The 20,082-nt window shown below is 63.0% G+C and carries 24 protein-coding genes; 18 read left to right on the top strand and 6 right to left on the bottom strand.

Translation table 11 applies throughout. The features are described from left to right. The first annotated feature begins 9 nt into the window (after nucleotides 1-9). From ABMA32_RS14500 to ABMA32_RS14490, 3 genes are read left to right on the top strand one after another with little or no spacing between them, the layout of a single operon-like run. Nucleotides 10-1,605, top strand: coding sequence for a heme biosynthesis protein HemY (locus ABMA32_RS14500; protein WP_349014451.1), 1,596 nt, complete (start codon nucleotides 10-12; stop codon nucleotides 1,603-1,605). A 15-nt stretch (nucleotides 1,606-1,620) separates the two neighbouring features. Then, the gene (locus ABMA32_RS14495; protein WP_349014450.1) at nucleotides 1,621-2,106 is read left to right on the top strand and encodes a tellurite resistance TerB family protein; all 486 of its coding nucleotides are present in this window, start codon (nucleotides 1,621-1,623) and stop codon (nucleotides 2,104-2,106) included. Next, complete coding sequence (locus ABMA32_RS14490) at nucleotides 2,106-2,834, top strand: glutamine amidotransferase (RefSeq protein ID WP_349014449.1); 729 nt, start codon at nucleotides 2,106-2,108, stop codon at nucleotides 2,832-2,834. The genes ABMA32_RS14495 and ABMA32_RS14490 overlap by 1 nt, the downstream gene beginning before the upstream one ends. On the opposite strand, the gene ABMA32_RS14485 is transcribed toward ABMA32_RS14490, so the two are convergent. After that, nucleotides 2,827-4,080 carry an MFS transporter gene (locus tag ABMA32_RS14485; protein WP_349014448.1) on the bottom strand — a complete coding sequence of 418 codons (1,254 nt, stop codon included), beginning with the start codon at nucleotides 4,078-4,080 and terminating at the stop codon, nucleotides 2,827-2,829. The genes ABMA32_RS14490 and ABMA32_RS14485 overlap by 8 nt on opposite strands. A gap of 201 nt (nucleotides 4,081-4,281) precedes the next feature. Between ABMA32_RS14485 and ABMA32_RS14480 the strand changes: the two genes are divergently transcribed. Further along, on the top strand, nucleotides 4,282-4,980 hold the full coding sequence (locus tag ABMA32_RS14480; protein WP_349014447.1) for a fumarylacetoacetate hydrolase family protein: 699 nt from the start codon (nucleotides 4,282-4,284) through the stop codon (nucleotides 4,978-4,980). A gap of 462 nt (nucleotides 4,981-5,442) precedes the next feature. On the opposite strand, the gene ABMA32_RS14475 is transcribed toward ABMA32_RS14480, so the two are convergent. Continuing rightward, a complete protein-coding gene (locus ABMA32_RS14475; protein WP_349014446.1) occupies nucleotides 5,443-6,453 on the bottom strand; it encodes an NAD(P)H-quinone oxidoreductase in 1,011 nt (336 codons plus the stop codon). A 100-nt stretch (nucleotides 6,454-6,553) separates the two neighbouring features. Between ABMA32_RS14475 and ABMA32_RS14470 the strand changes: the two genes are divergently transcribed. The 4 genes from ABMA32_RS14470 to ABMA32_RS14455 all read left to right on the top strand — a co-directional run bounded on the left by ABMA32_RS14470 (nucleotide 6,554) and on the right by ABMA32_RS14455 (nucleotide 9,187). Further along, nucleotides 6,554-6,745: a DUF1192 domain-containing protein gene (locus tag ABMA32_RS14470; protein ID WP_349014445.1), complete on the top strand. Its 192-nt coding sequence runs from the start codon at nucleotides 6,554-6,556 to the stop codon at nucleotides 6,743-6,745. Nucleotides 6,746-6,836: 91 nt separating this feature from the next. After that, nucleotides 6,837-8,090 carry an MFS transporter gene (locus tag ABMA32_RS14465; protein ID WP_349014444.1) on the top strand — a complete coding sequence of 418 codons (1,254 nt, stop codon included), beginning with the start codon at nucleotides 6,837-6,839 and terminating at the stop codon, nucleotides 8,088-8,090. Nucleotides 8,091-8,150: 60 nt separating this feature from the next. Continuing rightward, nucleotides 8,151-8,414: an ArsR/SmtB family transcription factor gene (locus tag ABMA32_RS14460; RefSeq protein WP_349014443.1), complete on the top strand. Its 264-nt coding sequence runs from the start codon at nucleotides 8,151-8,153 to the stop codon at nucleotides 8,412-8,414. Nucleotides 8,415-8,482: 68 nt separating this feature from the next. Next, the gene (locus ABMA32_RS14455; RefSeq protein WP_349014750.1) at nucleotides 8,483-9,187 is read left to right on the top strand and encodes a pentapeptide repeat-containing protein; all 705 of its coding nucleotides are present in this window, start codon (nucleotides 8,483-8,485) and stop codon (nucleotides 9,185-9,187) included. Nucleotides 9,188-9,395: 208 nt separating this feature from the next. Here the strand turns inward: ABMA32_RS14455 and ABMA32_RS14450 are convergent, their stop codons facing one another. Continuing rightward, nucleotides 9,396-9,575, bottom strand: coding sequence for a YdcH family protein (locus ABMA32_RS14450; protein ID WP_349014442.1), 180 nt, complete (start codon nucleotides 9,573-9,575; stop codon nucleotides 9,396-9,398). Between the two features lie 238 nt (nucleotides 9,576-9,813). Here ABMA32_RS14450 and ABMA32_RS14445 point away from each other — a divergent pair, with 238 nt between their 5' ends. The 3 genes from ABMA32_RS14445 to ABMA32_RS14435 all read left to right on the top strand — a co-directional run bounded on the left by ABMA32_RS14445 (nucleotide 9,814) and on the right by ABMA32_RS14435 (nucleotide 11,736). Continuing rightward, complete coding sequence (locus tag ABMA32_RS14445; protein ID WP_349014441.1) at nucleotides 9,814-10,017, top strand: YdcH family protein; 204 nt, start codon at nucleotides 9,814-9,816, stop codon at nucleotides 10,015-10,017. A 127-nt stretch (nucleotides 10,018-10,144) separates the two neighbouring features. Continuing rightward, on the top strand, nucleotides 10,145-10,642 hold the full coding sequence (gene purE, locus ABMA32_RS14440; protein ID WP_349014440.1) for a 5-(carboxyamino)imidazole ribonucleotide mutase: 498 nt from the start codon (nucleotides 10,145-10,147) through the stop codon (nucleotides 10,640-10,642). Continuing rightward, nucleotides 10,639-11,736, top strand: a complete 1,098-nt coding sequence (locus ABMA32_RS14435) for a 5-(carboxyamino)imidazole ribonucleotide synthase (RefSeq protein ID WP_349014439.1) — start codon at nucleotides 10,639-10,641, stop codon at nucleotides 11,734-11,736. The genes purE and ABMA32_RS14435 overlap by 4 nt, the downstream gene beginning before the upstream one ends. A 3-nt stretch (nucleotides 11,737-11,739) precedes the next feature. Here ABMA32_RS14435 and ABMA32_RS14430 read toward each other — a convergent pair whose 3' ends face one another. Continuing rightward, nucleotides 11,740-12,150 (bottom strand): lysozyme inhibitor LprI family protein, encoded by a 411-nt coding sequence (locus ABMA32_RS14430; RefSeq protein ID WP_349014438.1) that lies wholly within the window; start codon nucleotides 12,148-12,150, stop codon nucleotides 11,740-11,742. A 183-nt stretch (nucleotides 12,151-12,333) separates the two neighbouring features. Here ABMA32_RS14430 and ykgO point away from each other — a divergent pair, with 183 nt between their 5' ends. The 3 genes from ykgO to ABMA32_RS14415 all read left to right on the top strand — a co-directional run bounded on the left by ykgO (nucleotide 12,334) and on the right by ABMA32_RS14415 (nucleotide 14,303). Beyond that, nucleotides 12,334-12,459, top strand: coding sequence for a type B 50S ribosomal protein L36 (ykgO, locus tag ABMA32_RS14425; RefSeq protein ID WP_292766300.1), 126 nt, complete (start codon nucleotides 12,334-12,336; stop codon nucleotides 12,457-12,459). A gap of 79 nt (nucleotides 12,460-12,538) precedes the next feature. After that, the gene (locus tag ABMA32_RS14420) at nucleotides 12,539-13,195 is read left to right on the top strand and encodes a tetratricopeptide repeat protein (RefSeq protein ID WP_349014437.1); all 657 of its coding nucleotides are present in this window, start codon (nucleotides 12,539-12,541) and stop codon (nucleotides 13,193-13,195) included. A gap of 55 nt (nucleotides 13,196-13,250) precedes the next feature. Further along, nucleotides 13,251-14,303, top strand: coding sequence for an alpha/beta fold hydrolase (locus tag ABMA32_RS14415; RefSeq protein WP_349014749.1), 1,053 nt, complete (start codon nucleotides 13,251-13,253; stop codon nucleotides 14,301-14,303). Between the two features lie 107 nt (nucleotides 14,304-14,410). Here ABMA32_RS14415 and pyk read toward each other — a convergent pair whose 3' ends face one another. Continuing rightward, entirely contained in the window at nucleotides 14,411-15,886 is a 1,476-nt protein-coding gene (gene pyk / locus ABMA32_RS14410; RefSeq protein WP_349014436.1) for a pyruvate kinase, read from the bottom strand. After that, complete coding sequence (locus ABMA32_RS14405; protein ID WP_425475528.1) at nucleotides 15,883-16,419, bottom strand: DUF1036 domain-containing protein; 537 nt, start codon at nucleotides 16,417-16,419, stop codon at nucleotides 15,883-15,885. The genes pyk and ABMA32_RS14405 overlap by 4 nt, the downstream gene beginning before the upstream one ends. 229 nt (nucleotides 16,420-16,648) lie before the next feature. Between ABMA32_RS14405 and ABMA32_RS14400 the strand changes: the two genes are divergently transcribed. From ABMA32_RS14400 to ABMA32_RS14385, 4 genes are all read left to right on the top strand, one after another. Continuing rightward, nucleotides 16,649-17,458, top strand: a complete 810-nt coding sequence (locus ABMA32_RS14400) for an N-formylglutamate amidohydrolase (RefSeq protein WP_349014435.1) — start codon at nucleotides 16,649-16,651, stop codon at nucleotides 17,456-17,458. 8 nt (nucleotides 17,459-17,466) lie between these two features. Next, nucleotides 17,467-17,775, top strand: a complete 309-nt coding sequence (locus ABMA32_RS14395) for a DUF1244 domain-containing protein (protein WP_349014434.1) — start codon at nucleotides 17,467-17,469, stop codon at nucleotides 17,773-17,775. Nucleotides 17,776-17,876: 101 nt separating this feature from the next. Continuing rightward, the gene (locus ABMA32_RS14390; RefSeq protein WP_349014433.1) at nucleotides 17,877-18,137 is read left to right on the top strand and encodes a DUF2312 domain-containing protein; all 261 of its coding nucleotides are present in this window, start codon (nucleotides 17,877-17,879) and stop codon (nucleotides 18,135-18,137) included. A gap of 111 nt (nucleotides 18,138-18,248) precedes the next feature. Beyond that, a complete protein-coding gene (locus ABMA32_RS14385) occupies nucleotides 18,249-20,078 on the top strand; it encodes a mechanosensitive ion channel family protein (RefSeq protein ID WP_349014432.1) in 1,830 nt (609 codons plus the stop codon). The last annotated feature ends 4 nt before the right edge of the window (nucleotides 20,079-20,082 follow it).

Below are 20,082 nucleotides of genomic sequence, written 5' to 3'. Positions count from 1 at the left end.
GGATACGACATGATCCGCATCCTCATCTTTCTCACGATCGTCTTCGGTCTAGGGCTGGGCTTTGCCTGGCTTGCCGACCGGCCGGGCGACATGGTCGTCACGTTCAGCGGCTACCAGTATCAGGTGAGCCTGATGGTGGCGGCCGTTGCCGTGACCGCGATTGTCGCCGCGGTCATGATCACCTGGTGGCTGGTCAAGTCGATCTGGAACAGCCCCTATACGATCGCGCGCTATTTCCGCGTCCGTCAGCGCGACCGTGGCTATCAGGCGCTTTCCACGGGCATGATCGCGGCCGGTGCGGGCGACGCCGCGCTCGCCCGCAAAATGAACAAGCAGGCCGCCAAGCTGATCCGCTCCGAGACCGAGCCGCTGATCAATCTCTTAGACGCGCAGGCGTCGCTGCTGGAGGGCGATCACAAAAGTGCGCGCGAGAAGTTCGAGCGGATGCTCGACGATCCGGAGATGCGGTTGCTCGGCCTGCGTGGCCTTTATCTCGAGGCCGAGCGTCTGGGCGACCGTTCGGCAGCGCGCCATTATGCCGGCCGTGCGGCAGACATCGCGCCGCAGCTTGGCTGGGCGCTCGATTCGACGCTGGAAGAAAAGACCGCCGCCGGCGACTGGGATGGCGCGCTCAAGCTTGTCGATGCGCAGAAATCTGCGGGCGGTGTGGAGAAGGACGTCGTCAACCGCAGGCGTGCCGTGCTGCTGACGGCCAAGGCAGAGGACCTGCTGGACACCGACCTTGCGTCCGCCAAGGCGGCGGCCATCGAGGCGAACCGGCTCGCGCCGCATTTCGCGCCTGCCGCAGTGGTCGCGGCCAAGGCGCTGTTTCGCCAGAACGATGTTCGCAAGGGCTCGAAGATCCTGGAGGCGGCGTGGAAGGCCGAGCCGCATCCGGCCGTCGCCGACCTCTATATCCACGCGCGGCCCGGCGACGCCGTGCTCGACCGCTTGGCGCGCGCTCGCAAGCTGGAGCAGCTGCGGTCCAATAATGTCGAGACGTCGCTTGCCGTCGCCCGCGCAGCGCTTGACGCGCATGAGTTCAGGCTTGCGCGAGAAGCGGCCGAGGCTGCCGTCCGCATGCAGCCGCGCGAGGGGGGCTATCTGCTGCTGGCCGACGTCGAGGAAGCGGAGACCGGCGATCAGGGTCGCGTCAGGCAGTTCCTCGCCCGCGCGGTGCGGGCGCAGCGCGACCCGGCATGGGTGGCGGATGGCTTCGTTTCGGAACGCTGGGCGCCCGTTTCGCCCGTCACCGGCAAGCTCGATGCTTTCGAGTGGCGCGTGCCAGTAGAGCGTCTTGGCCCGGTGATCGAGCAGGATATGCCGGAGCACCCCTCGCTCGCGCTGCCCTCGGCTGCTGAAGACGAGGCGGGAGACGCCACGATCCTGGATGAGGTCGATACGACGGTTGCCGGCCCGCTCGAAATCGTCGAAGAGAAGGTGGAAATCAAACCGGAAGCGACAGAAGCGCGGCCCGCCGAGCAGGGTGTCGCCGAACCGGTGGACGTTTCCGAGCCGGCCGAACCGGTTCGCTTGCCTGATGATCCGGGCGTCGAGCCCGAGCAGGAACAGGAAAAATCGGAGCGCCGGTTCCGGCTCTTCTAGATCATGAGAGACAGGATGTTCGACCGCATAATAGCCTTCCTGAAGGATCTGCCGTCCGGCGACAGTGCGGCCGCACAGCTCGGCCCCGAAGACCCGCGTGTCGCGGCGGCCGCCCTGATGTATCATGTGATGGACGCTGACGGCGTTCGTCAGGACGCCGAGTGGGAGCGGATGAAGGAATTGCTGTCCGAAGCCTACGGGCTGACGGGGGCGGCGCTCGACGACCTCGTGGTTGCCGGGGGCGAAGCCGACGAAGAGGCCGTCGATCTTTATGCCTTTACCAGCGTGCTGGCACGTCATCTCGATGCAGCGCAGCGGGTCGAGTTCATCGGCCTGATGTGGGAAGTCGCTTATGCCGACGGCGAGTTGCATGAACTGGAAGACAATACACTCTGGCGGGTTGCCGAACTGCTCGGCGTCGACAGCCGCGACCGCATCCTGGAGCGCCAGAAGGCCAAGGCCGAATCCGTGAAGCTGACGGGAAAATCCTTGGACGACTAATGCCGAGACGCGAGCGTCCGAGAGAAAGCATACTGGTCGTCCTGCACCAGGAAAGTTCTAGCGCCGGCCGTGTCGGCCACCAGCTCATCGAGGCCGGATTCGATCTCGACATCAGGCGGCCGCCGCTCGGCGACCAGCTTCCGGAGACGCTGGAACGCCACGCTGGCGCGGTGGTGTTCGGCGGGCCGATGAGCGCCAACGATCAGGAAGAATTCGTGCGCCGCGAGACGGACTGGCTGAAGGTCCCGCTCAAGGAAAACCGGCCGCTGCTCGGCATATGCCTCGGAGCGCAGATGCTGGTGAATCATCTTGGCGGCAAGGTCGAGGGCCACGGCGACGGGCTGGTCGAGATCGGCTGGTATCCGATCAAGGCGACTGACGACGGCAAGGCGCTGATGCAGTGGCCCGAGATGGTCTACCAGTTCCACCGTGAAGGTTTCTCGTTACCTAAGGACGCCACGCTGCTCGCCACGGCCGACGCCTATCCCAACCAGGCGTTTCGTTATGGCGAGAACGCCTGGGGCATCCAGTTCCACGCGGAACTCACCCGCATGATGATGCACCGCTGGGTCGTGCATGGCGCGCATCGCTTCGAACTGCCGGGCGCGCAACCGGGTCGCGACCATCTCGGCGGGCGGCTGATCTGGGACATGCACCTGAAGCGCTGGCTGCAGGAATTCCTGGCGACGATTTTCGGACGGCCTGCCGATAAGAACGCGGTCAGGTAGACGAGCCGTCCGAATGCTTCCCGCGCAGGTCGCGGATGTTTCTAAGTTGCGGGAACAGGAACGCCCAGAGGCCGGCCACGCCGATCGCCCCCACGCCGCCGAACACGACGGCGGGCACCGTGCCGATAAGCGCCGCCATCGTTCCGGCGCGGAACTCACCGAGTTCGTTCGATGCGCCGACGAAAACCATGTTCACGGCGTTGACGCGGCCACGGACCTCGTCGGGCGTCCACAGCTGGATCAGGGTCTCCCTGATGTAGACACTGACCATGTCGGTCGCGCCGAGCGTTGCGAGTGCGAAGATCGAGAGCCACGGTATGGTCGAGACGCCAAACACGACGGTGAAGGCGCCGAACAGCGCAACAAAGGCGAGCATGATGACGCCGGCATGGTTGCGGATCGGGTGGCCGGTCAGCCAAATCGCGACGAGGATCGCGCCGACACCGGGCGCCGCGCGCAACAGGCCGAGGCCCCAGGGGCCGAGCTCGAGGATGTCGCGTGCATAGACGGGCAGCAAGGCGACGGCTCCGGAGAGCAGCACTGCGAACAAATCCAGCGAGATTGCGCCGAGCACGACCTTCTCGGTCCAGATGTAGCGGAAGCCTGCGAACAGGCTTTCCAGACTGGGTTGCTCGCGCGTGTCCTGCTGCGCCGGTTTCGGGATGGTGAAGATGAAGACTGTCGCGGCGGCCATCAGAAGCACGGCAGTGCCGTACGCGGCTTCAGCCGACAGCCCGTAGAGCAACCCGCCGGCAACCGGTCCGACGATCGTTGCCGTCTGCCATGCCGACGAATTCCAGGCCACGGCGTTCGGGAAATCTTCCCTGGGGACCAGATTTGCTACCAGCGAGGCGGACGCGGGTCCGAAGAAAGCGCGCGCCACGCCGAAGGCGGCAAGGACGATGAAGATGGGGCCGACGCCGGTCAGTCCCCGTACCGTCAGCAACAGCAGCGAGAGCGCGCAGATCGTCTCGATGCCCATCGTAATGCCCATGATGAGCCGTCGGCCGAAACGGTCTGACGCCGCCCCTGTTACGAGCACGAGCAGCAGTGACGGCAGGAACTGGATGATTCCGACGAGCCCGAGATCGAAAGGATCGCGGGTCAGGTCGTAGACCTGCCAGCCAACCGCTACCGAAACGATCTGGGTGGCGAAGGTAGCGAGAAACCGCGCAGCCCAGAAGCGCACGAATGCCCTGTGTCGGAAGGCGGCATAGCGCCGGTCGGATGAACTGCCTGGGGTCATGCCTGCCTGATCATCTCCGCCGACCAGAATTTTTATGCTGCCTTAGATAGCGCTCCGGCCTTGGCTCGGCGCGCTGATTTGGAGCCTTCTCGTGCAAATCCATTGTGCCACGGCCTGACGAGTCTCTTCTCCGGCCCACTGTTGATTGAAGATGATTGTGTTTGTGTCATATCTGCTCAGCGAATTTGAAGGAGAGAGCGGATGAACGCCGGGAACGTGCAATACGCTGTAAGGCCGGTGCCCGCGGCAACGCTTCCGATTGCCGGGTCGGACATGCTCTTTCCCATTCATCGCGTCTACTGCGTTGGGCGGAACTACGCAGACCACGCGATCGAGATGGGCGGCGACCCGAATCGCGAGCCTCCGTTCTTCTTCCAGAAGAACCCCGACAATCTTTTTGCCGGCGACAGTTTCCCCTACCCGTCCGCGAGCAACGACGTGCATCACGAGATCGAGATGGTCGTGGCACTGAAGGGTGGTGGTGTGGATATTCCGGTCGCCGACGCGCTCGACTGCGTCTGGGGCTACGGCGTCGGGCTCGACATGACGCGGCGCGACCTGCAGGCGAAGGCCAAGGAACTGGCGCGCCCATGGGAGGTTGCCAAGGCGTTCGAACAGTCCGCGCCGTGTTCGCCGCTGGTTCCCGCCGAAAAGATTGGCCACCCTTCGCGCGGTCTGATCCAGCTCGACGTGAACGGCGAGCGTCGGCAGGCAGGCAATCTGGATCAGATGATCTGGAAGGTGCCGGAAATGATCAGCTGCCTGTCCGGCCTGTTCCGGCTCGCTCCGGGCGACGTGATCATGACGGGCACGCCGGCCGGCGTCGGGCCGGTAAGCCGGGGCGACGTCCTGCATGCCCATGTCGAGGGGGTAGGCGACCTCCAGGTGCGGGTGGTGTGACCGGCTTGCATATGTGGAAACGATTTCCACTCAACCCTTTGATTTAGCTGCATATCAAAGAAAAGATCGCCTTCTTTATCCCCACCCTATCGTCCTCCCGCATAATCGCCCTGCCTGCGCGGGGAAACGGATGCGCACCTATCATTCAGGCAGGCGGGTACCGGGTAGGTCGTGCAGGGGTGCATGGCTGGGCGATGAGCCCACAGGTCCGGCCCTCGAACCGGACGTCGTGTGCTGCCTGTGGCGTCAAAACCACCACGGGATGGCCGGCGGGTCGGTTGAGGGAAGCATGCCTGACGGGCGGCCGCGAGGTCGCACGCAATACCTTTATATGAGCGACCAAACGGCCGCCCGTCTTCCTCACTCCCTGAAACGGGAGCGTTCTTTGACAATGGCCAGACTGCAAAAAGCAGGGCGTGGCAACGGGAAAGCGCGACGCCTGTTAAGGGGCGAATCCCCAGGCTACGCCACATCCAGCATGATCTTGCCGACGTGATCGCCTTCTTCCATGCGCTCGTGTGCGCGCCACGCTTCCGACAGCGGAAAGATCATGTCGAGCACAGGCGCTACCCGGCGTGCTTCCAGGAGCGGCCAGACATGCGTTTCGAGTTCCCGGGCGACCTCGCCCTTGAATTCGACGGTTCGCGGCCTGAGCGTCGAGCCCGTGTGCGTCAGCCGCTTGACCATGAGGCGTGAGAAGTCTGTGCTGGCGACCGCGCCGTCTTGCGTCGCGATCTGCACGATACGGCCCTCGACTGCGGCAGCGTGATAATTGCGGGCGACATAGTCGCCTCCGACCATGTCGAGGATAAGGTTAACCCCCTTACCGCCGGTCGCCTGCTTCACCGCATCGACGAAATCCTCCTCGCGGTAATTGATCGCGCGCTCGGCCCCAAGCTTGATACAGGCCGCGCACTTTTCCGCCGAGCCGGCGGTCGTGAAGACACGCGCGCCGAAGGCCGAGGCAAGCTGGATCGCCGTGGTGCCGATGCCCGACGAGCCGCCGTGGATCAGGAACGTCTCGCCGGCCTTGAGGCCGCCGCGCTGGAAGACATTGTGCCAGACGGTGAAATAGTTTTCGGGCAGCGCGGCGGCTTCCGTGAAGGTGAACCCGCCCGGAACAGGCAAGGCGTTGCTTTCATGCACGGTGACATATTCGGCATAGCCGCCGCCCGATGTCAGAGCGGTGACCGTGTCGCCGCCGTGCCAGCGTTTCACCTCGGCCCCCACGGCTGCGACCTCACCCGCAACTTCAAGGCCGGGCAGGTCCGATGCGCCCGGGGGCGGCGGGTAGAGCCCCTTGCGCTGCTGCACGTCCGGCCGGTTCACACCTGCAGCGCGGACGCGAATTAGGATTTCGCTCGGGCCCGGCCTCGGCACCTCGCGCTGTTCGGGCTTCAGGACGCGCGGCCCGCCCGGTTCGGAAATGGCGACTACCGTCATGAGCGCCGGAATGCTCGCCGTTCTCGCCATCGTCATCTCCCTGTGCCGCGTCGTTCCGGCATCCCCTGGTTGGTGCTTCTCGCTGGACTATGTATTCTTTGCCGACGGGTGATGCAAAGCGGAGGACGTGATGGCGCTTTTCGACGACGAGCCGAAGAAGAAGCCGAAGGCGCACGAGATCGGCCAAGACCTGTCGCTTCTGTCTGTCGCCGAACTGACCGACCGCATAGGCATCCTGCGTGGCGAGATCGAGAGGCTGGAGGCTGAGCTGAAATCAAAGGGCGCGACCAAGACCGCTGCCGAAGCGCTGTTTCGCCGCTGAGGAAAACGATGTCGCGCTACTGCCGCAAAAGAAGCTCAAAACCGCTATCCTGCCGGTTGCCTGCTCATTCCGATTCGGACTCCGATCCCGCATGCTGAATTTTGGGGCCTACAAACCCATCTTCTCGCTGTTGCGCGGCACCGCTTTCCTGCTGGCCGCCTCCGGCCTGCATGGCCTTCTGCTCCCATTGCGCGGTCAGATAGAAGGATTTTCAACGGCTTCGCTGGGCTTCATGGGAACCGCCTGGGCTGGCGGCTTCGTCGCCGGCTGCATCTTCGCGCCGAGGATCGTTCGCCGCGCTGGGCATGTTCGGGCTTTCGGAGCCTTTGCCGCTTCCGGGGCAATCGTCGCGCTTTTGACTGGCCTGATGATTGATCCCTACATCTGGATCCTGCTGCGCGCCTTTACCGGCTTCACGATGGCGGGCGCATTCATGGTAATCGAAAGCTGGCTCAACGAGCGCGCGACCAACGAGAACCGGGGCACGGTGTTCGGCCTCTACATGATGGTCACCTATGCCTCGATCATGGCCGGCCAGATGATCGTTGCTGCTGGCGACGTGGGCTCCGCATCGCTTTTCATGGTCGCCGGCATTTTCTTCTGCGCGGCGCTTCTGCCGACGGCGGTATCGACCGCAGCGCATCCGAGGCCGTTGCAGGACGTGACGCTCGATATACGCGGGCTCTACGCGAATTCGCCGGTGTCGTCAGCGGCCTGTCTGCTGATCGGGGTTGCGAATGGCGCGTGGGGCACGCTCGGCGCGGTTTATGGCGCGCGCATCGGCATCTCGACGGCCGAGATTGCCTTGATGATGAGCCTTGTCGTGGTGGCCGGCGCAGCGATGCAGATGCCCGTGGGGCGCCTTTCGGACAAGACGGATCGACGCTACGTGCTGGTGGGAGCATCAGCAGCCTGCGCGGCTGTCGGCGTGCTGATCTTTCTGTTCACGCCGCGCTCGGGCGCCGCCGTCATCGCCATGACGGCGGCCTATGGCGCGTTCGCCTACACGCTCTATTCGCTGGCCGTGGCGCATGCCAACGATCACGCCAAGCCGGAAGAATTCGTCAAGGTGTCGGGCGGGCTGCTTTTGCTCTACGGTTTCGGCACCATGATCGGGCCGATGGTCGGCGCGGCGCTTATGGGGGTGATGCGGCCCGAAAGCCTGTTCCTCGCAACCGCGCTCGCACATTTCCTGCTCGTCGGCTACACTATCCTGCGCATCGGCCGCCGCGCCCCTGTGCCGCTTGAGCAGCGCGAGGCGTTCAAGACCATGCCCGCCGATAAGGGCGCGACACCGGAGGCTGCGCGGCTCGATCCACGCACACCGGCGGAGGATGCCAAATAGAAGAGCGTTCACGGTGAAGAAGGGAGTTGTGATCGCTCCCGTTCTGTCCCACAAAAAGCGATGACCTTCGCCGATGCATTCCTGGCGATAGCCGACCCGAACCGGCGCCACCTTCTGGAGGAGCTTCGCCGGGGACCGAAGACGGTCAGCGAACTCGCCTCCGGCCTGCCGGTATCGCGCCCGGCCGTTTCGCAGCATCTGAAGATATTGCTCGATGCCGGACTGGTCGATGTAGAGGCACATGGCACCCGTAGGATTTATGCGGTGTCGGCAGGCGGGTTCATGAAGCTCAACATATGGCTGGACCAGTTCTGGGAAGCATGATGGAGATGACGGCGCGGTGCCGAATGGATAGGGTGCGGCAAGGTCCCTGGAGGAGGGTTGAGTTGACGATGTGCGCTGGTTCGACATTCGCCATGAAAGCCGCGCTGATCGTGGCGGCCTCGCTGCTGGCCCTGTCTGCTGCGCAAGCAGCGCCCGACTGCTCGGCCTCCGCTGCGCCGGGCGTCGACTGGACCGGGTGCTCGAAGAAGGTGATCGTCATCAGCGGCAGCGACCTGAAGGGCGCAACGCTTGTCGAGACCGATTTTACCTCCACCGACCTGCGCGACAGCAATTTGATGGCGGCCAATTTCGAAAAGGCGACGCTGGTGCGGGCGTCGCTTGCCGGTTCGCATGCTGAGGGCGCGAAGTTCGACCGCATCGAGGCCTATCGCACGAATTTCAGTGGGCTTCTCGCCAAGGGCGCCACCTTTGCCAGCGCCGAGTTGCAGCGCTCGAATTTCGCCAACGCCAATCTCGTCGACGTGGACTTCACGAAGGCCGATCTCGGCCGGGCGGATTTCACCGGAGCTGACATAACCGGCGCGAAATTCGCGCTCGCCAATCTGTCTCGCGCTGACCTCAGCAAGGCGAAGTTCACCGGCGCGCTCGACTTTGCCAACGCCTTCCTCTTCCTGACCCGCTTCGAGGGCCAGGACTTGTCGGCGGCGACCGGACTGCAGCAGTGGCAGGTCGACATGTCGTGCGGCGATGCGCAGACGAAGCTGCCGGCGGGTCTCAATGTGCCAGGGAACTGGCCCTGCGCGTTCGATTGACGCCGCAGGCCGGGATGTTCCGGAAAGATCGGCGTTAGCCGGAGAAGGCTCAGGGACAAAGTATCGCTCGGTGCGAGCGCAAGGCCTCAAAAGCCCCGCTCGAAAATCCCTAATCCGCCGCTGCACATCAGAAAAATCAAACCACCAACCGGCGGCACGATATGCGCCGCCGACGATAGATATTCGCCGCGTGTGCGACGAAGGGGCGTCAGTGTTTCGTGGGCTGCGCCCTCAGTTTCTCAATCTCGTCCTTGAGGGCCAGCTTGCGCCGCTTGAGAGCCGCGATATCGAGGTCGTCGACCGACGGATGAAGCAATGCTTCATCGATCTCACGCTCGATATCGCCGTGCTTTCGCTGCAGCTCTTCAAGATGGTTGGCAAGAGACATGATTGGTTCTCCCTTTCATGGTTTCCTCGATGCTAACCGAAACAGACGGTATCCACCGCTGGTTCCGCCTATGACGGCACGATGACAGTTTGCCACCTTACGGCTTCGGTGTCGAAGGGCTCTTGGTAGCATTCCCGTGAACGCAAAAATGTGCTATGGGCTGCCGCGCCGGTGGTGCTTGCTTCCGGAGCCCTCCGGATGGCGCTTTTCGGCGCCAGAAACCCTGCAGACGGTAGACATGTCCGACCAGGAACAGAGCGAAATTCGCCTGGAATTCGCAAAGCTCAAGCAGGAACACACGGATCTCGATGCCGCGATCAACGCAATGATGGCGGTCGGCTGTGATCCGCTGCAGATCCAGCGCATGAAGAAGAAGAAGTTGGGGCTCAAGGATCGGCTGAAGGCGTTGGAAGACAAGATCATCCCGGACATCATCGCCTGATTCGCGTTGGAGGCTGGCGCGAGCCGCGATTCCTGCGGCTGCCGTCCTTGCGAGGGCAGGCGAATTCCACTAGGGCCATTTGCGCATTGGGGCCACAGCGCCCGACGAATCGCCGGGAGACATGCCGTTGAACAGCAAGCGCGCCGACGTCGCGATCATCATGGGCAGCCAGTCCGACTGGGCGACCATGCGCCACGCGGCCGAAACCCTCTCCGCGCTCGGCATCGGCCATGACAAGAAGATCGTCTCCGCCCACCGCACGCCCGAGCGTCTCTACGATTTCGCCAAGGGGGCAAGGGACGCCGGCTACAAGGTCGTGATCGCTGGCGCCGGCGGGGCGGCACACCTACCGGGCATGACGGCGGCACTGACGCCGCTGCCGGTGTTTGGCGTGCCGGTGGAATCAAAGGCGCTTTCCGGTCAGGATTCGCTGCTCTCCATCGTGCAGATGCCGGCCGGCATTCCGGTCGGGACATTGGCGATCGGCCGCGCCGGTGCAGTCAACGCCGCGCTTTTGGCCGCGGCGGTGCTTGCGCTTCACGACGAGGCACTGGCCAAGCGGCTGGACAAGTTCCGCGCTGCGCAGACCGCGAAGGTGGCGGCAGAGCCGTCCGAGGGACAATGATCGGTCGGACCAAAACGAAACCGCTCGCTCCCGGAGCGACGATCGGCATCGTCGGCGGCGGCCAGCTTGGCCGCATGCTGGCGATGGCCGCTGCCCGGCTGGGCTACAGAACGGTCATTCTCGAACCGCAGGCCGACTGCCCGGCGGCGCAGGTCGCCAACCGGCAGATCGTGGCGGCCTATGACGATCCGGACGCGTTGGCGCAGCTAGCGCAGCTCTCGGACGTCGTGACATACGAGTTCGAGAACGTGCCGGTTGCGGCAGCCAACAGCCTTGCCGGCCCCGTTCCGGTTTACCCGCCGCCGAAGGCTCTCGAAGTGAGCCAGGACCGGCTGGTCGAAAAGCGCTCGTTGAAGACAGCCGGCATCGCAACTGCTAACTTCCTGCACGTGAACAACGATGCCGATCTGGCGGTTGCGCTTGCCGGCTTTGGCGGGACGGGCGTTCTGAAAACCTGCCGCATGGGATATGACGGGAAAGGCCAGCGCGTTTTCCGGAATTTCTCCGGTGACCCGACCGGCATATACGCCGCCATGGGCGGCGTGCCGCTCATTTTCGAGCAACTCATCGCCTTCGAGCGCGAGATTTCGATCATCGCGGCGCGTGGATGGGACGGTACGATCCGTTGCTACGATCCGGCGGAAAACGTTCACCGTGCCGGGATTCTCCACACGTCCACGGTGCCGGCGCGTATCCCGGCCGCCACGGCGGAGGCCACACGGGCAGCTGCCTTCGCCATTGTCGAGGCGCTGGACTATATCGGGGTCATTGGCATTGAGTTCTTCGTGCTGGCCGACGGCTCGCTGCTGGTCAACGAAATCGCGCCGCGAGTCCACAATTCCGGCCACTGGACGGAAGCTGCCTGCGCCGTCTCGCAGTTCGAGCAGCATATCCGGGCGATTGCTGGCCTGCCGCTCGGGGATACCACGCGCCATTCGGACTGCGTGATGGAAAACCTGATCGGGGACGAGGTGGCGCGGGCGCCTGCACTGCTCGCCGAGCCGAACCTCGTGCTGCATCTCTACGGCAAGGCCGAAGCCCGGCCTGGCCGCAAGATGGGCCATTTCACGCGCATCCGTCCGGTTGGATCGTAAGCGCTATTGGGCGGCCGGAACCGGGCACGACATGTCGCCTTCCTCGCAGTCGAGGTAGGCGCCAAGCTGCTTGGTGCGCGCTTCGGTGAGGTCGGCCAGGCACTGTGACAGCAACATGGGATAGATGGAGCCGTCCTTGCTGTCGTTGGTCGAGAAGGCGCATTCGGCGTCGCGGAAGGCGATCCAGTCGCGCTGGGCGGTCTGGAGCAGTTTCTTGTCCTCGGGCGAATCCGCCAGCCGCTTGACGATTTCGCGATAGGCGCGGTTCAGCTTGGCGTCTTCGGCCTTATAGTCGGCGGCCGCGCAGATGTTCATTCCCATCTGGCTTTCGTCGTTCGGGTCGCATTCCTGCGACATGGCTGGAGAGGAGAATGCAAGGGGCATGAGGGCGATAGTGAGGGCAAGCCGTCGCACGGTTGTTCTCCTGTGGCGTGATGAGGTTAAAGAGGCTGCATCCGGGTCGCAAGCCAGAAGGGGCATGCCGCCGTGGTTGACAGGGACAAGATTCCTCGTCTATGAGCCTTTCACAAATTCGGGCGCGCTCTTGGGCGCGCCTTTTAGTTCGGCCCGAATGGGCCCATTCGACAGGCCAGACCGATGAAGATCAAGAACTCCCTCAAGGCCCTGAAGGCCCGTCACCGCGACAACCGCCTGGTTCGCCGCAAGGGCCGCGTTTACCTGATCAACAAGACCGCTCCGCGCTTCAAGGCGCGCCAGGGCTGAGCTGATCGGAAGCGCCGCGAGGCCTTCGACACGAAAAATTCAATTTGACCTTTGTGCAGGTGCGAATAGATTCGCACCTATGCGGATTCGTTTTGCCTTCTGCGGCATGGCCCTCACCGCCGCTCTTTTCCCGGCCTTCGCCAACGAACCGCCGGAAGAATCCTTGCCCGAATTGCCCCAAGCACTGCCTCAAGAGGCCCTACCAAGCGAGGCGTTTCCAGCGCCAGACACCGCGTTGTCTTCCGGCGAAAAGCAGCACAATCGCATCGACGCCTTGTTTGGCCAGTTGAAACGCGAGCGCAACGAAAAGGCGGCCGAACGCATCGCCAGCCGCATCTGGGAAGAGTGGAGCCGCTCCGGCAGTGCTTCCATCGACCTCATGATGGGCTGGTCCAAGAATGCGATCGACAGCAAGAAGTTCGACGTGGCGCTGGACTTCCTCGATCAGGTCGTGACGATGAGGCCCGACTATGCCGAGGGCTGGAACAGGCGCGCGACCGTGCATTTCATGATGCACAACTACGCCAAGTCGATGTCCGATATCGGACATACGCTCGAGATCGAGCCGCGCCATTTCGGTGCGCTTTCGGGCATGGGCCAGATCATGAAGACGACTGGCCGCGACGAACTGGCGCTGCAGGCCTGGCAGCGCGTGCTCGATGTCTACCCGATGATGCGCAGTGCCCAGAACGAAGTTGCCACGCTATCCGAGGAACTGGCGGGCGAAGGCATCTGACCAGCTCTCGGGCCGACTGCCCGCATCCAGATCATCTCAATCTTACCGTTCGGTCATCGTGGCTGCCTTCGTTCTCGTTCTTCTGGTTCCGCTGGTGCTGCTCGCTGTCTTCACACGCGTGAACACATGGCTGATCGGCCGGCGCAATCCGCCGGCCGGGGTGTTCGCGGAGGTCGGCGGCGTCCGATTGCACCATGTTCACCTTCCCGCTCCGCATGGGGACCTTCCGCCGGTCGTGTTCATTCACGGTGCCAGCGCCAATCTCAACGACCAGATGATGCCGATGAGGCCGTTGCTGGAGAGTCGGGCCGAGATGCTGTTCCTCGATCGGCCGGGTCATGGCTGGTCTGGTCGCGCGAAGGGGCATGAGTCGCAACGCGAGCAGGCTGCGATGATTGCCGCATTGATGGACCGCCTTGGCATCGGCCCTGCGATCATCGTCGGGCATTCTTTCGGCGGATCCATCGCCGCAGCATTCGCGCTCACCTTTCCTCAGAAGACGAAGGGTCTTCTGTTCCTCGCCGCAGCCACGCATCCGTGGCCGGGTGGCAAAACTTCCTGGTACTACAGCCTGACCCGGATGCCTGTGATTGGCTGGCTGTTCTCCGAGACTGTCGTCAGCGTCGCGGGCTCATGGCAGATGCGCCGGGCGACGGAATGCGTGTTCGCGCCGAACCCGATGCCAGACGATTATATCACGCAGGCGCAAATTCCTCTCGTGCTCAGGCCCGGAGCGTTCCGGTCGAACGCAGCCGATGTCGAGGGCCTGTACGGCTTCGCACTTGCCAATGCGCCGCGCTACCGCGAGATCGCCGCGCCGGCGGTGGTTATTTCCGGGAATGCCGATACGGTCGTCTATGAGGAAATCCATTCGCTCGGACTGGCGCGCGATATCCCGACTGCAGAACTGGTCTGGGTGAGGAACATGGGCCACAAGCCAGACTGGATCGCGCCTGACCTTGCCGTGGCGGCGATCGAGAAACTCGCCGGTAGTCCACGCGATCTGCAGGCGATGGCGAGGCAGGTGGAGGTGCGGATCGCGGGCGACAAGTTTTCGCCCGGTTGTGAGCCGACCGCAAATCCAGGCGGAGAGTTTGCCGGGATCTGAGTGCCCAGAGCGGTTCTGCTTTTTCGTTGAATCGCAGACACGCTCCAAGTATTTGTTCTGACGCAATTCCGGACGGAAAACCGGTGCGCACTTTTCCTGAAATTGCCCTAGCGAGGGTTCTTCTGTGGCGTGATGCGCCCGCGCTCCGGATCGGCTGAGCCTTCATCGACGCCGATATAGGCGATGCGCAGCATGTTGGTGGAGCCCGGAGTGCGCAGCGGCACGCCGGCCGTTATAATGATACGATCGCCCTTAGCGCCGAAGTTTTCTTCCTGCGCGATGCGGCAGGCGCGATCGACCATGTCATCGAGATCGGCGGCGTCCGGCGACACGACGCAGTGCGTGCCCCAGAGAAGCGACAGACGGCGTGCGGTGTTGAGGATCGGCGAAAGCGCGATAATCGGCACCTGCGGGCGTTCCCGCGCGGCGCGCAGCCCGGTCGTACCAGATGCCGTGTAGGTCACGATGGCGGAAAGCTTCAGCGTTTCCGCGATCTGGCGTGCGGCGAGCGAAATGGCATCCGCGCCGGTGGCTTCCGGCTCGGAGCGCTGCGCGTTGATAATGCCGGCATAAAGCGGATCGGTTTCGACCTTGGTGGCGATCCTGTTCATCGTCGCCACCGCCTCGACAGGATAGGCACCCGCCGCCGATTCCGCCGAAAGCATGATCGCGTCGGCGCCTTCGAACACGGCGATCGACACGTCCGACACTTCCGCACGCGTGGGTACGGGCGAGGTAATCATCGACTCCAGCATCTGCGTGGCAACGACCACCGGCTTGCCGGCGCGGCGTCCGGCGCGGGTGATCTGTTTCTGGATGCCCGGCACGGCCTCCAGCGGCATCTCGACGCCGAGGTCGCCGCGCGCGACCATAAGGGCATCGGAATGCTCGATGATCTCCGAGAGGCGCGCGACCGCCTGCGGCTTCTCGATCTTGGACATAAGGAGCGCCCGGCCGCGTGCGATCTTGCGCGCCTCGGCCAGATCGTCGGGGCGCTGGATGAAGGAGAGCGCGACCCAGTCCACACCGGTCTCGAGCACAGCGTCGAGGTCGGCACGATCCTTGTTCGTCAGGGCGCCGACTGGAAGATCGGTGTCGGGAAGGCTGACGCCCTTCTTGTCGGAAATGGTGGTGCCGGCGATGACGGTGGAGGTGATGGACTTGCCGTCACAGGCCGTGGCTTTGAGTTCCAATTTGCCGTCATCGATCAGCAGGCGGTGTCCCGGTTCGACGGATTTCAGGATTTCCGGATGCGGCAGGTAGACACGGGTCGCGTCGCCGGGCTCCGGATTGTCGTCGAGCGTGAAGGTCTGGCCCTGCTTCAGGGTTTCCTTGCCGTTGGCAAACTTGCCGACACGAAGCTTTGGCCCCTGAAGATCGGCGAGAATGCCGATCGGCCGACCGACAGCTTTCTCGACCGAGCGGATGCGCGCTACGAGGGTGCGCATCAGGTCGTGATCAGTGTGGCTCATGTTGATGCGGAACACGTCCGCGCCGGCGTCGAAAAGCTTCCTGAGCATCTCCTCGCTGGAGGAGGCCGGACCTATGGTGGCGAGTATCTTGACCTTGCGGCTACGTCTCATTGAGCAGTTGGTTCCATGGGAGTGGTTTGCCCGTCGACGGATGGCCCATCGACGGATGGCCCGTTGACGGATTGCTCGGCGTCGGGCGCGGGCTCGTCTGTGAGCTGGACCATCCAGCTTGCCTGCTCGCCCGTGTCATATTCCTGGAAGCCGGCCCGCTGGTAACCGCGCGCGAGGCAGTCGTTGACGCCGGCGATCTTGAACTCTTTTTCCGCCACGCACATGGTGATGGGCCCATCCCATCGTCCGCCGCGCTCGGCGTCTTCTGCATAAAGATAGTAAAATCTGGATGACAGTGCGCCCTCGATCAGCGTCTTGCAGGTCGATCCCTCTATGTGCCACCAACCCTCGGTGACCCAGCCCGCCTGCGCGCGGTAGCCGATGCCGACGCCGACGAGGTTCTGCGTTGCGTTGCAGACGCGGAAGTCGGCCTTCGCGCCCGTCGTTCCGAGCGCAGTGAAGCAGGCCATGGCCAAGAGGATGAGCGGTACGGGCGACGCACGAAGAACGCGTTGCCCAGCGGCAAAAGCCATCCCCGAACCTCTCTTGGATTTCAGAAGCATTGTCTGCGCCCCTTTTCGGAAAAGTCCGGCCGTATGTCAACGCGCGCAACTCTTCCGGTCCAATCGATTTAGCCGAGTGAAGCACGCTTTTTGCCGCGCGCCGCAGAATTCCTTGAAAAGCATGGCCAAACAGCGGCATTGTTCTCGGCATCCCTTAAAACGCGCAGTCCGTTCGCGCTCCATCGCAGAAGCCATTTTCATGACCCGTTCGGCAGTTTTCGCTCCTTTCGAAATCGTGGACGGCAACCGCGGCCAAGGTCTCGTTCTGGTCGCAGACCATGCGAGACGCGATCTTCCCGACGAGTATGGGGACCTCGGTTTGCCGGCGTCAGAGTTCGACCGGCATATCGCCTACGACATCGGCGTCGAAGCGGTGACGCGGCGGCTGGCGGAGCTTACAGGTGCGCCGGCGGTTATGGCGGGCTTCTCGCGCCTGCTCATCGATCCCAATCGGGGCGAGGACGACCCTACGCTGATCCGGCAGCTCTACGACGGCACAGTCGTGCCGGCCAATTATCCGATGCCGGAAGTGGAGCGCGAAAGGCGGCTGGAGCAGTTCTATCGCCCCTATCACGATGCGGTCGGCGCCATGGTCGCCTCGGTTGCCGCTGCGTCCGGCCGGCCGCCGCTGATCGTTTCGGTCCATTCCTTCACGCCCGTCATGCAAGGTTTCGTGCGTCCTTGGCACGCTGGCGTTCTGTGGGATCTGGACGACCGGGCGGCGCGTCCGCTGATCGACATGTTGGCTGCCGACCCGTCGCTCGTGATCGGCGACAACGAGCCCTATGACGGCGCGCTGCGCGGCGACACAATGTACCGGCACGCCATCGTCAACGGCTTGGCGCATGCGCTGGTTGAAATCAGGCAGGACCTGATCGCCGACGAAAGCGGCGCACACGACTGGGCGGCGCGGCTGGCACCGATTGTTGACGCCATCAACCGCCGGCCCGATATACAAGAGGTCAGGCAATATGGCTCGCGAACCGGGCTGGTGCCGTTTGAACCGTGAGGACAGCCATGACCGATCTCAGCGAAACGCAGCGGCGCGATTTCGAGGCGGCTGCCTTCCGGCGGCTGGTCGCGCACCTCCGCGAACGAACCGACGTGCAGAACATCGACCTGATGAACCTCGCCGGCTTCTGCCGCAACTGCCTGTCCAACTGGTACCGCGAGGCGGCGGAAGCGGAAGGCCTGCCGCTGTCGAAGGACGAGTCGCGCGAGATCGTCTACGGAATGCCCTATGCCGACTGGCAAAAGAAATACCAGACGGAAGCGTCGGATGCCAAGAAGGCGGCGTTCGAGATCAACCGGCCCAAGGACCATTAGGCGCGGTCGCGCGGCCCCTTGACCCTCCCGGCTGCTTGAGGCATCGAACCGCACCCCGTACGGTCCGCCCGAGTCGGGCCGCAAGAGTTCAGGAGAGCACCATGGCCGATGACATAACCGAGACCAGCCAGACTGTGGCCGCGGGCCAGTTGCGCGCCTTCATCGAGCGCGTCGAGCGCCTGGAGGAAGAGAAGAAGACGATTGCCGACGACATCAAGGAAGTCTTTGCCGAGATGAAGGGCACCGGCTTCGACACCAAGGCGGTGCGCAAGATCATCCGCCTGCGCAAGCAGGACCAGGCGGAGCGGCAGGAAGAGGAAGCGATCCTTGACCTTTATCTGGCCGCGCTCGGGATGGTGTAACTTCGGCAATAGCGAGCGTCCTGCCGCTTGAAGTCATCTTTGTTTCCCCGAAAATCTGCTATAAGTGTGGCGATGTGGCCCGGCTCCGCCCGAGGCCACTGAGAGGGGAAAATGGCGGAAGAGACTTCTTTGCCGGCGACCGATGTTACGTCGATCGTATCCGGCTTCGAACAAATGATGGGTCGTTTCGTTGCCGGGCTGGAAACCCGCGCCAGCGCTTTCCGAACTATCGGGGCGGAAATTGAATCCTTGCGCGCCTCTTTCGTGGCGGGTGGGACGAGCCTTGGTGAACTTGCGCTACAAATTCTGCTCGTGGTCCTCACCACCGTCGCGGTGTTCCACTTGTGCCGGCGCTGGTTTGGGCGTGCACATCAAGGCGCTTGGCGCCGGCTTTTTGCACTTGTTGCTTCAATATTTTTAGCCATCGTTGCAGGCGTCGTCGTGCAACGCTTGATGTTGGCTGAAGGGCTTGCAGTTCGTACACTGCGAATCTGGATCGTGGCAGCCGCAATCGCCTTGGTTGGCTTCGAATCGCTTCATGCGCTCTTGTCGAAATCGCCGCTCGGCAGGGGACATCTCGGTAAATTGGCGCGGGATCTTTGCGTCGCGGTCGGATGGGCCTTGGTTGGCATGGCCACCATGGCGACGCTGCGACTCTGGAAAGCGGGACCCGGCATTGGCGACGTCTTGGGAACGCTGCTGTTCGTCCTCCCCCTCTTCGCCATGTTCTGCTGGATAGTCTGGTACCACGGCAAAACGCTCTCCGCTGCCATAGCGGGCTCCAAGCCCCGAGCGCGTTGGCACGGATGGCTTGCCCGACTTTGGCCAGCGATCGTTATCGGATTTCTGATCGTTACTTTAGCGACGACTCAGATTGCACAGACTCTCGGGGTTGCACTGCCAAGCGGGTCGGTACTCCTCACGATCATAATTGTCTTTCTGCTTCCGCATATTGATGCGCTAATTGCAACGCGAGCGAACACTGCACTGGAAGCAACACGCGTATCCTTTGTCGGTATAGCTCTTCAGCAAACTCTAAGGTTTGCGGTGCTGATCGCAATGCTCACCATGCTCGGCGCGATCTGGGCCTCGCCGCTGGCATCCGGTTTCGGGATCAACCTTCACAGTATTCGCACCGAAGCAATTCACATCGGTCTGATTGCTACAGCCGCCGCCTTCTGCTGGAATCTGCTTGGGACCGTAATCGGACGGATCGCCTTACGGGACCGGGAATCGGCAGGCAATCCGGCGACACCCTATTCGCGCCTAGGCACATTGGTGCCGCTGATCGGTTGGGTCGGCAAGTCGGCCATCGCCGCGCTTGCCTTTCTTTCGGTTCTTGTATCGTTCGGCGTCAATGTCTGGCCGCTGATCACGGGTCTCAGCGTCTTCGGCCTGGCCATCGGTTTCGGCTCGCAGACGCTGGTCAAGGACATCGTGTCGGGCCTCTTCTTCCTGGTCGACGATGCTTTCCGCATCGGCGAGTATATCGAGACGTCCGGCGCCAAGGGCACGGTCGAGAAGATTTCCGTGCGGTCGGTCACACTGCGCAACCCGCGCGGTCCAGTGGCGACCATCCCCTACGGCCAGATCAGCAAGGTCGTGAATTTCAGCCGCGACTGGGCGATCGAGAAGATCGCCTTCCGGCTGGCCTTCGATACCGACATGGAAGTCGTGCGCAAGCTGTTCAAGAAGATCGGACAGGATCTGCTTACAAACCCGGAACTGTCACCAGGCATCATAGAGACGTTCAAGAGCCAGGGTATTGCGAACGTCGAGGATGGCACGCTCGTGGTTCGAGGCAAGTTCACTGCAAAGCCGGCCGACGTTTCCGGGATACGACGCGAAGTCCTGAAGGCCGTGCACCATGCCTTCCGTGAAAACGGCATCAAGGTGGTCCCCAAGCCATTGACCGGAGATGCCCCGGCACCCGCAGCCTGATAGG

Origin of the sequence: Mesorhizobium quangtriensis (genome assembly GCF_040081925.1) — a bacterium.
Lineage (GTDB): Bacteria > Pseudomonadota > Alphaproteobacteria > Rhizobiales > Rhizobiaceae > Mesorhizobium_K > Mesorhizobium_K quangtriensis.
The sequence above is the reverse complement of the archived record's forward strand: the minus strand, read 5'-3'. Positions and strand labels throughout refer to the sequence as shown.

What these genes read in the sequence shown, in the direction of transcription:
- ABMA32_RS14500 (WP_349014451.1), top strand. Translation starts at nt 10, where the DNA reads ATGATCCGCATCCTCATCTTTCTCACGATCGTCTTCGGTCTAGGGCTG.
- ABMA32_RS14495 (WP_349014450.1), top strand. Translation starts at nt 1,621, where the DNA reads ATGTTCGACCGCATAATAGCCTTCCTGAAGGATCTGCCGTCCGGCGAC.
- ABMA32_RS14490 (WP_349014449.1), top strand. Translation starts at nt 2,106, where the DNA reads ATGCCGAGACGCGAGCGTCCGAGAGAAAGCATACTGGTCGTCCTGCAC.
- ABMA32_RS14485 (WP_349014448.1), bottom strand. Translation starts at nt 4,080, where the DNA reads ATGACCCCAGGCAGTTCATCCGACCGGCGCTATGCCGCCTTCCGACAC.
- ABMA32_RS14480 (WP_349014447.1), top strand. Translation starts at nt 4,282, where the DNA reads ATGAACGCCGGGAACGTGCAATACGCTGTAAGGCCGGTGCCCGCGGCA.
- ABMA32_RS14475 (WP_349014446.1), bottom strand. Translation starts at nt 6,453, where the DNA reads ATGGCGAGAACGGCGAGCATTCCGGCGCTCATGACGGTAGTCGCCATT.
- ABMA32_RS14470 (WP_349014445.1), top strand. Translation starts at nt 6,554, where the DNA reads ATGGCGCTTTTCGACGACGAGCCGAAGAAGAAGCCGAAGGCGCACGAG.
- ABMA32_RS14465 (WP_349014444.1), top strand. Translation starts at nt 6,837, where the DNA reads ATGCTGAATTTTGGGGCCTACAAACCCATCTTCTCGCTGTTGCGCGGC.
- ABMA32_RS14460 (WP_349014443.1), top strand. Translation starts at nt 8,151, where the DNA reads ATGACCTTCGCCGATGCATTCCTGGCGATAGCCGACCCGAACCGGCGC.
- ABMA32_RS14455 (WP_349014750.1), top strand. Translation starts at nt 8,483, where the DNA reads ATGTGCGCTGGTTCGACATTCGCCATGAAAGCCGCGCTGATCGTGGCG.
- ABMA32_RS14450 (WP_349014442.1), bottom strand. Translation starts at nt 9,575, where the DNA reads ATGTCTCTTGCCAACCATCTTGAAGAGCTGCAGCGAAAGCACGGCGAT.
- ABMA32_RS14445 (WP_349014441.1), top strand. Translation starts at nt 9,814, where the DNA reads ATGTCCGACCAGGAACAGAGCGAAATTCGCCTGGAATTCGCAAAGCTC.
- ABMA32_RS14435 (WP_349014439.1), top strand. Translation starts at nt 10,639, where the DNA reads ATGATCGGTCGGACCAAAACGAAACCGCTCGCTCCCGGAGCGACGATC.
- ykgO (WP_292766300.1), top strand. Translation starts at nt 12,334, where the DNA reads ATGAAGATCAAGAACTCCCTCAAGGCCCTGAAGGCCCGTCACCGCGAC.
- ABMA32_RS14420 (WP_349014437.1), top strand. Translation starts at nt 12,539, where the DNA reads ATGCGGATTCGTTTTGCCTTCTGCGGCATGGCCCTCACCGCCGCTCTT.
- pyk (WP_349014436.1), bottom strand. Translation starts at nt 15,886, where the DNA reads ATGAGACGTAGCCGCAAGGTCAAGATACTCGCCACCATAGGTCCGGCC.
- ABMA32_RS14405 (WP_425475528.1), bottom strand. Translation starts at nt 16,419, where the DNA reads ATGGCTTTTGCCGCTGGGCAACGCGTTCTTCGTGCGTCGCCCGTACCG.
- ABMA32_RS14400 (WP_349014435.1), top strand. Translation starts at nt 16,649, where the DNA reads ATGACCCGTTCGGCAGTTTTCGCTCCTTTCGAAATCGTGGACGGCAAC.
- ABMA32_RS14395 (WP_349014434.1), top strand. Translation starts at nt 17,467, where the DNA reads ATGACCGATCTCAGCGAAACGCAGCGGCGCGATTTCGAGGCGGCTGCC.
- ABMA32_RS14390 (WP_349014433.1), top strand. Translation starts at nt 17,877, where the DNA reads ATGGCCGATGACATAACCGAGACCAGCCAGACTGTGGCCGCGGGCCAG.
- ABMA32_RS14385 (WP_349014432.1), top strand. Translation starts at nt 18,249, where the DNA reads ATGGCGGAAGAGACTTCTTTGCCGGCGACCGATGTTACGTCGATCGTA.